A 12,444-nucleotide genomic window follows, 5' to 3' on the forward strand; every position below is an offset into this window, starting at 1 on the left:
CGGTCACTTCGCCGCCATCGGCTGGAACCCGCGCATCGTCTCCGCCATCTCCCCAAGGCGCCGGTCCACGAGGTAGTTCACCGTCCCCTCTTCATACGTCCCGTCCTCCCGCCGCCTGCCCGCCGGGACGCCCGTGAGGACCTCGATCCCCTCGTCGATCGTCCGCACCGGGTAGATCCGGAACTTCCCGGCTCGCGCCGCCTCGATGATCTCCTCTTTGAGCATCAGGTTCTGGACGTTGCTTGCCGGGATCAGGACCCCCTGGGTGCCGTCGAGGCCTTTTGCCTTACAGACCTCGTAGAACCCCTCCAGTTTCTCGTTGACGCCCCCGATCGCCTGGACCTCCCCCTTCTGGTTCACCGAGCCCGTGACGGCGAGGTACTGTTTTACGGGGAGGCCCGAGAGCGCCGAGAGGAGGGCGTAGAGCTCGGTGCTCGACGCGGAGTCGCCCTCGATCCCCTCGTAACTCTGCTCGAAGACGAGCCGGGCCGAGAGGGCGAGCGGTTTGTTGCGCGCGTAGTTGTTGTTGAGGTAGCCGCTGACGATCAGGACGCCCTTCGTGTGGATCGGCCCGCCGAGCGCTGCTTCCCGCTCGATGTCCATGACCCCCTCGCGCCCGACCCCGATGCTCGCGGTCACCTTCGACGGCCGGCCGAACGCGAAGTCCCCGAGCCCGATGACCGAGAGGCCGTTCACCTGCCCGACCTTCTCTCCCTCGGTCTCGATGAGGAAGATCCCCCGCTGGATGTACTCCTCGATCTTCTTCTGGATCAGGTTCGAGCGGTAGACCTTCTCCTCGATCGCCCTCGTGACGTGCTGCCTCCCGATCTGGTCGGCGCCGTCGCCTGCCGCATAGAAGTTCGCCTCCCGGATGAGGTCCGCGATCGCGGCAAACCGGGTCGAGAGTTTCTGCTTGTCCTCAGCGAGGCGCGAGCCGTACTCGATCACCCGGGCGATCGCCTCCCGGTCCAGGTGCCGGAGGTCCTCCTCCCGGACGAGGTTGCACATGAAGTCGGCGTACTTCCCGGCGTTCTCGTCGTTTCGCTCCATCACGATGTCGAAATCGGCCTTGACCTTGAAGAGCTCCTTGAAGTCGGGGTCCATCTGGTAGAGGAGGTGGTAGAGCATCGGGGTCCCGATCAGGGCCACCTTGATGTCGAGAGGGATGGGCTCGGGCTTGATCGTCTTTGCCGTGATGAACCCCATCCGCTCTCCGGGCTCCTCGATGACGGCTTTCCCGGTCTTCAAGGCGGTCTTGAGCCCGTCCCAGGAGAGGGGCGCCCGCAGGAGGTCTTCGACGCTGAGGACCAGGTAGCCGCCGTTTGCCGCGTGCAGCGAGCCCGGCCGGATCATCGTGAAGTCGGTCGTGAAGATCCCGAACTGGACCTCTTTCTCGATCTTCCCGAGGAGGTTCTGGAAGGTGGGGTTCTGCTCGACGACCACCGGGGCGCCGCTGGTCCTGGTGTTGTCGACGACGACGTTCACGTCGTACTTCCGGAACGGGAGCTCCCGGATGAAGGCCTGGAACTGGGGCGGGGCGCCCGGCTGTTCGGGGATCCCGAGGAAGGCCTGGAGGTTCTCGAGGATGTCGTTCTGGACGGCGTCGATGTAGGCCGGGACCTCCGGGACGTCGGCATACTTCTCCTTGAGCTCGGCGACGAGGTTCCCGATCGCGTAGAGGGCGATGTCGTGGTTCAGGCTCGTGACCGCCTCGGCCCCCTGCCGCTCGATCTCCTGCACCTGCCGGAGCGTGCTCCGGAGTTCGGTATTGAGGGCGTCGCGCCGCCGCTGGACTTCCGCCCGCACTTCATCGGGGAGGTTGATGAACTCCTCCTCGGGGACCGGTCTCCCGTTGATGATCGGGATGGTCAGGAGGCCGATGGGGCTCATCTGGATGACGAACCCGGCCTCCTGGGCGCGCTGGTTGATCCGGGCGATGAGGTCGGTCCTTTTCCCCTGGAGCGACTGGAGGGTCTCGTCCCGGCGCTTGGCGTACTCCTCGCTCTCGAACGCCCGCGGGAGCGCTCGTTTGGCACCCTCGATGAACCGCTTCATATCCTCCCTGAACCGGGGCCCCCTCCCCGCCGGGAGGGGGATGGCGTCCGGTTCATACTGGTTCCCGAAGTTGTGGACGTAGACCCAGTCGCTCGCCCGGGGCTTGGCCTTCGCGAGTTCGTCGAGGAAACTCCTGACGGCGCTCATCCGCCCGGTGCCCTGGGCGCCCGCGGTGTAGACGTTGAACCCGGGCTCCCGGATCTCAAGGCCGAACCGCAGCGCCCGCAGCGCCCGTTCCTGGCCGATGATCTCTTCGAGCGGCCGCATCTCTTCGGTGCTGGCGCATTGCACCTTTCCCGGCTCGTAGACGTTCCGGTACTCTCCGATATCCAGTGGCTGAACCATCTCTCTCACCAGGTTCCTACAACTACACCGCAGGGTGTCGCCCGCCTTAAAAAAGGTTCCCCGGGTGCCATGATGGATGGTTTTAACTCAATTCGCGCTTATGTGTAGTATGTTTGCGTGCGGTCTTCCCTGCACGAGATCGCGAGGAACAGGTGTCCCTATGAGAATTGCAATAGCACAGGACGGAAACCAGGTGTCCGGGCACTTCGGGCACTGCGAAGGGTATGCGATCTTCGACGTCGAGGAGTCGATCATCTACCGGAGGGGCGACCTCAAGAACCCCGGCCACGAACCCGGACGGCTCCCGGTCTTCCTTGCGGAGCACAAGATCGACCTGATCATCGCCGGCGGGATGGGGCCGCGGGCCGTCGACCTCTTCCGCGGGAACGGTATCGAGGTGCTCCTCGGTGTCAGCGGGAACGTGGACTATATCGCGCAGGACTACATCGCCGGCCGCCTCTCGCCGGGGGAGAGCTCCTGCCACCACGAGGACGGCGGAGAGTGCGGTGGGCATTGAGCGGGTGCATCGACCTATAGTATTATGCTCATATGGGTAATAATTCCCATGAGGTAACGCTATGATTGTCTGTATCACGGCCCGCGCCGCGGGCACGGACGCCCCGGTCGAAGAGCGGTTCGGCCGGGCGCCTTACTTCGTCTTCGTCGATACAAAGACGGGAAAGTCGGAATCGGTTGAGAATCCTCTCATCAACGCTGCCGGCGGGGTCGGGCCCCGGGCGGTCCAGGTGCTCGCGGAGCATGGCGCAACCGTCCTCATCACGGGGCAGGTCGGGGGGAACGCCGCCAAAGCGCTTGAGGCGGGCGGGATCAGGGTGTATGCCTGCCGCGGGGGCGGCAGCGCGGCCGACGCCCTCGCGGCGTATACCGCCGGGGACCTGCAGCCGATCTCCCTCGCCTGAGGCGGGATCCGGCATGAAGATCGCGATTGCAAGCGGCAAAGGCGGGACCGGGAAGAGCACGGTGGCGGCGAACCTCGCCTGGGCGCTTGCCCGCTCCCGGGACGTCGCGCTCGTCGACTGCGACGTCGAGGAACCGAACCTCCACCTCTTCTTCCCGGCCGCGACGACGGATGTGCCGGTGACGACCCCGGTCCCGGTGATCGACCCCGCCCGCTGCACCCTCTGCGGGGAGTGCGGGAAGTTCTGCCGGTTCGGGGCGCTTGCCGTGGTGAAGGACTGCGTCCTCACCTTCCCGCACCTCTGCCACTCCTGCGGCGGGTGTACCCTCGTCTGCCCGCAGGGAGCCGTCCGGGAGGTCCCGCGGACCATCGGCCGGATCGCGTGCTCGCGCCCGCTCTCCCGGCTGGTCCTGATCAGCGGGGTCCTGAACGAGGGGGAGGTGCAGGCCCCGGCGGTCATCCGGGCGGCAAAGGCGCGTGCGGAGGGGCACCCGCTCGTCATTTACGACGCCTCCCCGGGGATCGCCTGCCCGGTGATCGAGACCCTCGAGGGGAGCGATTTCTGCCTCCTGGTCACGGAGTCGACGCCGTTCGGGCTGCACGACCTCCGCCTCGCGGCAGAGGTGGCGGAGGAGGTCGGGATCCCTGCCGGCGTCGTGATCAACAGAAGCGACGGAGAGGATGCGGCGACGGTTGCGTTCTGCCGGGAGCGCGGGCTCCCCGTCCTCATGACGATCCCGTTCTCGCGGGAGATCGCCGCCGTCCAGAACCGGGGCGGGCTCATCGCCGCGCTCCTCCCCGGGTGGGAGGAGCGGTTCGTTGACCTCTTTGCGGGGGTGAGCCCGTGATCCGGCTCGCGGTCGTGAGCGGCAAGGGCGGCACCGGGAAGACGATGGTGGCGGCGGCGCTCGCGGATACGAGCGGGGTGCCGCAGGTCCTCGCCGACTGCGACGTCGACGCCGCGAACCTCTCTCTTCTCCTCGAGCCCCGGCGGCTCACCACGGAGGAGTTCCGGGGGCTTGCGGCGGCCCGGATCGATCTCGGGGTCTGCCGCGACTGCGGGATCTGTGCGGACCGCTGCCGGTTCGGGGCGATCGTGCGCCGGGACGATGCCTGGAGAGTGGATCCCCTCCACTGCGAGGGCTGCGGCGTCTGCGCCTACGTCTGCCCGACGGGGGCGGTCTCGATGGAGCCGCGGGTCAGCGGCAGGATCTGCACATCGGCGACGGACCGGGGGTTCCTCGCCCACGCCCGGCTCTTCCCGGGCTCCGGGAACTCAGGGTTGCTCGTCACCGGGGTGAAGAAGCGGGCGGTGGCCCTCTCGGAGGGTGCCGACCTGCTGCTCGCCGACGGGCCGCCGGGGATCGGGTGCCCGCTGATCGCGACGGTGAGCGGCATGGACGCGGTCCTCGCCGTGACGGAGCCGGGGGTCTCTGCGCTCCACGATCTCACACGGCTCGTGACGGTCTGCCGGCGGTTCGGCGTCCGGATCTTCGTCGTCATCAACCGGTTCGATCTCGTGGAGGATATCTGCGCGCGGATCGAGGACTACTGCGAAAGGGAGGGGATCCGGGTGGCGGGGAAGATCCCGTTCGACCCGGCGGTGGTCGACGCGGTGCGGGAGGGCCGGCCCGTGACGCGGGGCGACTCGCCGGCGGCGGAGGCACTCCGGGCGCTCCGGGATACCCTGTTCGCCGAACTCGGGCTCCCGTGAGCCCGCCACCCTTTTTGTGACCCGCGCCGCAGTTCGGGGTATCGCGACCGTCCCGTCTCCGGCCGGAAGACGTTGTGAAAAAAGAGGGTTTGGTATTGTTTTAGAACCGGGGTTTTCTGTGCTTCGGGAGGCAGTCCTGGCAATAGACGGGTCTGCCCTCGGTCGGCTTGAAGGGGACTTCGCACTCTTTCCCACAGTCTGAACAAACGGTCTTCGTCATTTCACGGGGGCCGCCGAAGTTCCTCGGTCCACCGAAATTTCTGTTGCTTCTGTTATAATCCATTGGATTGCTCATGCAGATAAGAACACTGCCTGTAGAGATACGGGTGTATAGTATATAAGGTACTTCAACGGCACCTTGCGTGCCCCCCGCACCCCCAGCTGCCCGGGATGCGATCCGGGCACCCGCTGCCGCACAATCAGACATACACCGCCTCCGCCTCGACGGCGTGCATGAGCCGCGGCCGCCGGGCGATCCCGCCCTTCAGGGCGAGGTCCACGGAGACGCCGAGCATCCTCTCCAGGTCAACTTTCTCGTCCGCGACATCCCGGCCGATCGGCTCTTCGATATCGCTCCCCGGACCCTGCTCGTTTCGGGCGTAGGAACCGAAGATGCCGAGCGCGCGGATGTGATACCTCCGCTCAAGGCAGGGTTTTGCCTTCCTCAAAACATCGACGACCGACCGCACGGTCCGGTGCGGAGAGATATCCTCGGGCCTTTGCGGCACTTCCAGACGCCTCCTTTAAGGGTATATGGGCGGAAGAATCGTTTATCTGTCTCTCTGCCCGGTGCCGGTGAGGGATCCCCAAGGTTTATCTCTGCGGGGTTGAAGGGGGAGAGCGGGAAGACCCCCTGCGCAAGCTGGGGGATGGGAGCGGCGCCCCTTCGTTTTGTTTCACTTTCACCCTGCATGGCTCTTCTTTATAGCAAAAGAACTGCAGATACCTCATGGGATAACCGACAGGAGAGGTTCTGATGCACATCACCACGAAGATCAAGATTCAGGTGACACCCGATCAGGCCGATGTGCTCTGGCACCTCTCCGAAAAATGCCGGTTACTCTACAACTTTGCTCTTGCCGAACGAAACCAGAACTACCAGGAGAACAAGGATCGGCCCGATAAGCAGTACATCGGGTATGTGCAGCAGGCGAACGCCCTTCCCGACCTGAAGAAGAAGTACCCCGAGTACCGGTGGGTCTACTCCAAAGTTCTGCAGACCACCCTCAAATCGCTGGACGACAACTTCAAGTCGTTCTTTGCCCTGCGACAGAACGGCGATGAAGATGCTAACCCCCCGGGGTTCAAGGGCAAAAACCACTTCTGCACACTGCGCTACAACCAGAGCGGGTTTGCGATCACCGACGGGCGTATCCGGTTCTCGCACTTCTACAACGATGTACCGCTGGCGTTCGATCTGCCCGAAGATCGGACGTTCCTCAACGTCAAGCAGGTGAATCTCTTCTACGACGATCTGCAGGAAGCGTACTACATCTCCATCATCCACGAGGTTCAGCCGGACCAGAAATACGCTGACAACGGGTTCTACCAGGCCTGGGACCTCGGGGTCACGCAGCACGTCGCGGTCAACAGCCACGGGAAGTTCCTTGAAGTCACCAACGCCCGACCGGATAAGTACTGGAACCCGAAGATCGATGCCGTGCAGTCCCGACGAGACCACTGCAAGAAGAAGAGCCGGCAGTGGCAGAGACTCAACCGTGCCAAGCGGACGATGGAGCGGAAGCGGAGCAACCAGCTCAACGACTTCCAGCACAAACTGAGCAGGAAGCTCATCGAGAACACCCGGGCCGCCACGATCCTGGTTGGCGACCTCTCCGTCAAGCAGATGCCCAAGTCAAAGCAGGCCACGCCCGGACTCAACCGCGCCACCCAGAACGCGGGACACCTCTCACGGTTCATCGGATTGTTGACCTACAAGGCAGCCCTTGCAGGTAAGAGAGTAATACCAGTCGATGAACGGTACACGACGAAGACCTGCTGTGTCTGCGGAGCGGTTCACGAGATGCCGCTCGGGAAACGCGTTATGGACTGTGCCTGCGGGAACTGCATCGATCGCGACCACAACAGTGCGGTCAACATCATGGTACGGTTCCTATCACAGAATGCCCTGTGGACGGGCTACCGGCAGTTCGCCGGTAATCTGCGACAAACAGGTCCGAGGATCCCCGAGACCCCCGGGCACTCGCAGGAAGCCCCCTGCGCAAGCGGGGGGTAGTTCACAGATCTGCAGGCGATTCTCTGGACCGGTGAATGATGATGAACATCTCCCGGCTGAAGTACAGGGTCGAGGTCCTCTGCGACCACGACGACGTCAGGCGTTACGGTCCGTTCAACGAGCAGAAGGCGCGGGAGTTCTTCGAGGTCGAGGAGAGCCTCGGCGGGACTGCCCGGATTGTGCGGCTGGAGGAGGAAGGTATACAGCAGAGGTGGGAGGTTCTCACCGAGTGCGGGGACTGGGACCGCTACGAGAGGGGGCGTCGGGAGAAGAAGAAAGTGGAGGTGCCCCTGTAGCGAGGTGAGCGGGGTCTCCGCTCACCGCCGCGGCCGCATCCCGGCGGCCGCAAAGACCTCCTCCACCCCGGCCCGTTCCATGAGGTCCCCGAGCCTCTCCCCCGGCCGCGCGTTCTCCCGGAAGTAGTCGAGCAGCCGCCCGACGACCGCGGCCCCCTCCTCTTCGCCGGCCAGCCCGTCGGCCTCGACGCCGTCCCGGACGACCCGGCCCGACCTCCCGCCGATGGAGAAGCGCAGCCCCTCCGCCGCGACGCCGATCGCCTCTGTGGGACAGACCGCGATGCAGTCACCGCAGCCGGCGCAGGCCTCTTCGGTGTAGCGGGCCTCCCCGTCGACGACCCGGACCGCCCCCTCCCGGCAGACCGTCTCGCACGCGCCGCAGCCGTTGCACTCCCCGGCGCCGAACGCCGGGAACCGCCGGCCCATGATGCCGATGTCGTTTGACTGGACCCTTGCGCAGTTGTTCGGGCACCCCGTGACGGCGATCTTGAGTTTCCACGGGAGAACGCATCCGCCGTACTGCTCCTCGATCGCCCGGGCGATCCCCTGCGTGTCGCAGCACCCGTGCCTGCAGACCGTGCCCTTGCAGGCGACGACCGACCGGAGGGCGGCCCCGGTGCTCCCGGGCTCGATCCCCGCCTCCCGGAGTCTCTCCGCGACCGCACCAGCGTCACGCCGGTCGATGCCGGGGATCTCGATATTGAGCCGGGTGGTCAGGCCGACCGTGCCGTCCCCGAACTCTTCGGCGATCCGCGCCACCGCCGCCATCTGCGGCGCGGTCATGACGCCGGCGGGGATCTTCCCCCGCACGGCGACTTTTCCCTTCTCCCGGAGGCGGATGATCCCTGGCTCACTGGTCTTCTTCCTGTCGGTCATGTGGTTCCTGGCTGTAGGGTATGGCAGGAATCGGTTTAAACTATGTCTTTGTTCGGAGAGCACAAAGCGCATATACCCTCTCCCCGATACCTGCGTGTGGACCTCCTCCTGCAGGCATCCTCCCTCCTCCTCTGGGCTGGGCTCCTGAAAGGCCTCCAGCTCGCCCTCTGGCCCCGTCTCCGTCCCGCACTCGGGGACTACGCCTACCCGGCGGCCTACCCGGCCTCCCTCCTCCTCTTCGCCCTCGCGACCTGGTACTGCGGCCTCCTCCGCGTCCCGGTCGCCCTTGCCCTTCTCCTCTTCGCCGCCCTCGGGGCCTACGGCCTTTACCGGGGCGACTACCGGGGGATCCGGGGGTTCATCGCCCACGATGCGGTCTTCCTCGTCGGATTCCTGTTCGCGCTCTCCGTCCGGTTCATGAACCCGGTCATCGGCTGCTTCAGCGAGCAGTACATGAACCACGCCTTCCTCGCGAGCGTCATGCGGGAGCCCGTCGTGCCGCCGCTCGACCCCTGGTTTGCGGGCGGACACCTCACCGTCTACTACTACCTCGGCCACTGGTTGATGGGCTGCCTCGGGGTCGTCACCGGCGTCCCCCCGGAGGTTGTCTTCAACCTCATCCCGGCCACGGTCTACGGGGCGGCGTTCGTGACGCTCTACGCCCTCGGGCGTCTCTTCCTCCGGCGGCTGCGGTGGGTGCCGCTCGCGGTCCTCCTCCTCGTCCCGCCGTCGGTCCCCTGGTTCCTCGCCGCGGGCGCCGATATCTATCAGGCGTTCCAGGATACCAACTGGATCGTCGCCGGGGCGCGGTTCGAGTTCCCGGTCTTCTCCCTCTTCCTCGGGAACGCCCACGCCTTCGAGATGGCCGTGTTCAACCAGGCCTTCCTCATCTTCCTCCTCGGGTTTGCGTGGCTGCGGTGGCGCGGGCTCGATCTCCCGGGGCGGTCCGCCCTCGCCCTCCTCATCGCCCTCTCCCTCGGCTCGATGCCGCTCCTCTCCTCCTGGGACGCCCTCGTCTACGGCCCGGCCGCTGCGGTCTTCCTCCTTTCGCTCGCGCTCCGCGAACGGGACCGATCCACCGTTGCCGCCGTCGTCGCGGTCCCCGCAGTCGCCTTCCTCATCTACCTCCCCTACTACCTGCAAACCCGAACCCGCGGGCGTGGGCGGGATCGGGTGGGGTTTCCCCACCGACCCCTCGTGTTCCTCGCGATCTGGGGCGGGTTCCTCGCGGTGGTCTACGCCGCCGTCGCCCGGGATATCCGGCGGGCTCCCGTTTACCTCGGTATCGCTCTCCCGTTTCTTTTCGCCGGCTACGCCGCGCGCGCGCTCGCCGCGGTGCCGCTCGACCTACCTCCTCCTCCGGCGGAAACGCTCGTTTGCAGACCTCCTCTGCATCGCCGGGCTCGCGGTGCTCGCCTTCACTGAGATCTTCTACCTCAAAGAGATGCTCGGGGGCGACTACAGCCGGTTCAACACCATCTTCAAGTTCTACTTCGATGCCTGGGTCCTCCTCGGCACCGGTTCGCTCCTCATCGTCGGGGTGGTTTGCCGCCAGCCGCCCGGTCCTCCCTGGGGCGGCGGTGGCTTGCCGTCATTGCGGCCGCGGCGCTCATCGCCGCGCCGGTCGCCCTCAACATCGAGATCGGCCGCGGCCTCCTCGGGATCAAATGCCCCCGGCGGGCTACCACACCCTCGACGGCCTCGCCTACCTCGACGCCACCCGGCCCGGGGAGGCCGCGGCGATCGACTACCTCCGGACGCTCGGCGGCAGCCACCGGATCGTGGAGGCGGAGAACGGGGACTACGGCTACTACTCCGGGTCTCGTCTTTCACCGGCATCCCCACGGTCCTCGGGCAGATCAGCCACGGGTTTCGACCTGGCGAGGGAACGGCGCGTGGTGCGCGGATCGCCCGGCGGATATCCGCGCGATCTACGAGGACCCGGGGAGACCCTCGCTCTGATGGCGAAATTAACGCGACCCTCCTCTACGTCGGCGAGCCCGGAGCGGGAGCGCTACGACGTCCGCCTGCCGGAGCACGGGCTCGTCCTGATCTACGAGGGAGACGGGGTCCGGATCTACGCGCCGGAGGCGTAACCATTATACGACCCGGGCGAGAGGGTGGGGCTCATGACGCGAGCAACTGCAGTCATGGGGGTGCGGGCGTGACGCCGGAGACGACCACAGCCCAAACCGCTAAAAGCGTGACGGTCGAGATCGCGGCCGCGAACATGGTCTTCGATGCCGGGACGATCACGGTTCCCGTGGGTGCGGAGGTGACGGTGCACTTCGAGAACCGGGACAACGGCATCCCGCACAACATCTCGGTCTACACCGACTCTTCGGCGGCCGACGCGATCTTCGTCGGCGATATCGTCGCCGGCCCGGGCCGGGCGACCTACACCTTCACCGCACCCGGGACCCCGGGGACCTACTTCTTCCGGTGCGACGTCCACCCGTTCATGAACGGGGCGTTCATCGTGGAGTGAGGGGGCCCCCTCTCCCTTTTAGAGCACGACGGCCGCGATGATCGCCGCGGCGTAGACGATCAGGGTCGCGTGGATGAGGGGGAGCGCCCGCATCCCGGCCGCCGGGCTCTTCCCCCGGAGGATGAGGCAGGTTGCGGCGCCGAGGAGGATGAGTCCTGCGGCGAACCCCGCGAGCGCGACGGGGCCGAGGGTGAGGCCGAAGACGAGCGCCATCGCGGCATGGACGGCCGCAAAGCCGAGGACCCAGAGAACCGCGCCCCGCATACCGTAGAGGACCGGGATCGTCGCCATCCTCCGGGCGCGGTCGTTTGCGACGTCGGCGATGTCGTTTGCCGCGAGGTGCGCGAGCGCCCAGGGGTAGAAGAAGAGGAAGATGAGGAGGGCGGCCGCATCCGGGCTGCCGTGGACGAGGTAGCCGGCGACGGGAAAGAGGGCGAAGTCCGTCCGCCCGACCACCTGCGCGAGCGGGAGGGTCTGGCGCCGCTTCTTTGTCTGGTAGAAGTACTCGACCAGGTAGGAGTAGCCCATGATGCCGAGGACGTAGAGGTTGTGCGGCGCAGGGAGGGTTGCGGCGATGGCGGCCGCGGACCCGGCAAGGATGAGGAAGAGGGCGAACGCCGCCCGGGGCGAGACCCTCCCCTCCGGTATCGGCCGCGCCCCAAACGGCCGCCAGTAACGGGTGAGCGAGCCGTCGATGTCCCGCCGGTCGTGCTCCCGGTCGACGTAGTCGTTCAAGACGAGCCCGGCCTCGAACCCGAAGAGGCCGATGAGCGCCGCGCGGCCGACGAGTTCCCACGAGAACCCGCCGTAGTTCGCAAACGCGAGCGCGAGCCCCGAGCAGAAGAGCAGGGGCCAGACGAAGAAGAAGTGGGCGCGGGTCAGGTCGGCGAGCGCGGCAAGGGTCTCTCTCATGATGGTACGTGACGGGTTATGCGGCCGTGCTCAAAAAAGGTTGCAGGTCCCACCCGGACCCTATATATACCCCCGGAACACCTGCCCCCTCCCCCACGGGGGAGGTCGACGGTAATGAAGAACTACTGGCTGGTTATTGCGGCGGTCCTTGCGGCCTGCTGTGTCGGGCTCGTCTCCGGCGAGATCGGCGCGACCACGAACGCCTCGATCACGGTGAAGGACCAGGCGATCCCGGGCGACGGGATTGTCGGGAACGTCACGGTCGACGAGGCCGTGAGCAACGGCACCGGGTGGCTCGTCATCCACAACAACCTCTTCGGGCATCCCGGCGGGGTCATCGGGTATGCGCCGGTCGAGCCCGGGGTGAACACGAATGTCACCGTCACGGTCCATACGTTCGTCGCCACCGACACCCTGTTTGCGGTCCTGCACCATGACGCCGGGAGGGAGGGCGTCTTTGAGTATCCCGTCCCCGACGTCGAGCAGAAGATGGACGGTGCGATCGTGATCGTGCCGTTCAACGTCACGGCGGAGAACGCCACCCTGATGAACCTGACCGGGCTCTGTCCGCGGTGAGGGGGCTTGGTCCCCCTGCCGCTCTTT

The 12,444-nt window shown here is 66.1% G+C and carries 14 protein-coding genes and 2 pseudogenes; 11 read left to right on the top strand and 5 right to left on the bottom strand.

From position 1 onward, the window contains the following. Positions 1-3 precede the first annotated feature (3 nt). Positions 4-2,400 (bottom strand): ATP-binding protein, encoded by a 2,397-nt coding sequence (locus QZ408_RS04865; RefSeq protein WP_292490084.1) that lies wholly within the window; start codon positions 2,398-2,400, stop codon positions 4-6. A 160-nt stretch (positions 2,401-2,560) separates the two neighbouring features. Between QZ408_RS04865 and QZ408_RS04870 the strand changes: the two genes are divergently transcribed. The 4 genes from QZ408_RS04870 to QZ408_RS04885 all read left to right on the top strand — a co-directional run bounded on the left by QZ408_RS04870 (position 2,561) and on the right by QZ408_RS04885 (position 5,033). Next, positions 2,561-2,917, top strand: coding sequence for a NifB/NifX family molybdenum-iron cluster-binding protein (locus QZ408_RS04870; RefSeq protein ID WP_292490085.1), 357 nt, complete (start codon positions 2,561-2,563; stop codon positions 2,915-2,917). 61 nt (positions 2,918-2,978) lie between these two features. After that, positions 2,979-3,320, top strand: a complete 342-nt coding sequence (locus QZ408_RS04875; RefSeq protein WP_292490086.1) for a NifB/NifX family molybdenum-iron cluster-binding protein — start codon at positions 2,979-2,981, stop codon at positions 3,318-3,320. A 13-nt stretch (positions 3,321-3,333) separates the two neighbouring features. Next, on the top strand, positions 3,334-4,167 hold the full coding sequence (locus QZ408_RS04880) for an ATP-binding protein (protein WP_292490087.1): 834 nt from the start codon (positions 3,334-3,336) through the stop codon (positions 4,165-4,167). Continuing rightward, the gene (locus QZ408_RS04885) at positions 4,164-5,033 is read left to right on the top strand and encodes an ATP-binding protein (RefSeq protein ID WP_292490088.1); all 870 of its coding nucleotides are present in this window, start codon (positions 4,164-4,166) and stop codon (positions 5,031-5,033) included. Before QZ408_RS04880 ends, QZ408_RS04885 begins: the two co-directional genes overlap by 4 nt. Positions 5,034-5,133: 100 nt before the next feature. Here the strand turns inward: QZ408_RS04885 and QZ408_RS04890 are convergent, their stop codons facing one another. Beyond that, positions 5,134-5,328 carry a CxxC-x17-CxxC domain-containing protein gene (locus tag QZ408_RS04890; protein ID WP_292490089.1) on the bottom strand — a complete coding sequence of 65 codons (195 nt, stop codon included), beginning with the start codon at positions 5,326-5,328 and terminating at the stop codon, positions 5,134-5,136. Between the two features lie 124 nt (positions 5,329-5,452). Further along, the gene (locus QZ408_RS04895; protein WP_292490090.1) at positions 5,453-5,761 is read right to left on the bottom strand and encodes a nucleotidyltransferase domain-containing protein; all 309 of its coding nucleotides are present in this window, start codon (positions 5,759-5,761) and stop codon (positions 5,453-5,455) included. A gap of 248 nt (positions 5,762-6,009) precedes the next feature. Here QZ408_RS04895 and QZ408_RS04900 point away from each other — a divergent pair, with 248 nt between their 5' ends. Both QZ408_RS04900 and QZ408_RS04905 read left to right on the top strand, forming a co-directional pair. Then, positions 6,010-7,269, top strand: coding sequence for a transposase (locus tag QZ408_RS04900; RefSeq protein WP_292490091.1), 1,260 nt, complete (start codon positions 6,010-6,012; stop codon positions 7,267-7,269). 35 nt (positions 7,270-7,304) lie between these two features. Continuing rightward, positions 7,305-7,565 (top strand): hypothetical protein, encoded by a 261-nt coding sequence (locus QZ408_RS04905; protein ID WP_292490092.1) that lies wholly within the window; start codon positions 7,305-7,307, stop codon positions 7,563-7,565. A gap of 21 nt (positions 7,566-7,586) precedes the next feature. Here QZ408_RS04905 and QZ408_RS04910 read toward each other — a convergent pair whose 3' ends face one another. Continuing rightward, positions 7,587-8,441, bottom strand: coding sequence for a 4Fe-4S dicluster domain-containing protein (locus QZ408_RS04910; RefSeq protein WP_292490093.1), 855 nt, complete (start codon positions 8,439-8,441; stop codon positions 7,587-7,589). Between the two features lie 96 nt (positions 8,442-8,537). Here QZ408_RS04910 and QZ408_RS04915 point away from each other — a divergent pair, with 96 nt between their 5' ends. From QZ408_RS04915 to QZ408_RS04930, 4 genes and pseudogenes are all read left to right on the top strand, one after another. Continuing rightward, complete coding sequence (locus tag QZ408_RS04915) at positions 8,538-9,866, top strand: DUF2298 domain-containing protein (RefSeq protein ID WP_292490094.1); 1,329 nt, start codon at positions 8,538-8,540, stop codon at positions 9,864-9,866. Beyond that, a pseudogene (locus QZ408_RS04920) lies at positions 9,850-9,894 on the top strand (hypothetical protein); the annotation flags it as partial. The gene QZ408_RS04915 and the pseudogene QZ408_RS04920, both read left to right, overlap by 17 nt. 214 nt (positions 9,895-10,108) lie before the next feature. Beyond that, the gene (locus QZ408_RS04925) at positions 10,109-10,537 is read left to right on the top strand and encodes a hypothetical protein (RefSeq protein WP_292490165.1); all 429 of its coding nucleotides are present in this window, start codon (positions 10,109-10,111) and stop codon (positions 10,535-10,537) included. 98 nt (positions 10,538-10,635) lie between these two features. Then, positions 10,636-10,929, top strand: a pseudogene (locus QZ408_RS04930) (plastocyanin/azurin family copper-binding protein); the annotation flags it as partial. 18 nt (positions 10,930-10,947) lie between these two features. Here the strand turns inward: QZ408_RS04930 and QZ408_RS04935 are convergent. Beyond that, entirely contained in the window at positions 10,948-11,841 is an 894-nt protein-coding gene (locus QZ408_RS04935) for a UbiA family prenyltransferase (RefSeq protein WP_292490096.1), read from the bottom strand. Positions 11,842-11,955: 114 nt separating this feature from the next. Between QZ408_RS04935 and QZ408_RS04940 the strand changes: the two genes are divergently transcribed. After that, complete coding sequence (locus tag QZ408_RS04940) at positions 11,956-12,417, top strand: hypothetical protein (protein WP_292490097.1); 462 nt, start codon at positions 11,956-11,958, stop codon at positions 12,415-12,417. Positions 12,418-12,444: the final 27 nt, after the last annotated feature.

The organism is Methanoculleus sp. 10 (genome assembly GCF_913757945.1).
Classification (GTDB): Archaea; Halobacteriota; Methanomicrobia; order Methanomicrobiales; family Methanoculleaceae; genus Methanoculleus.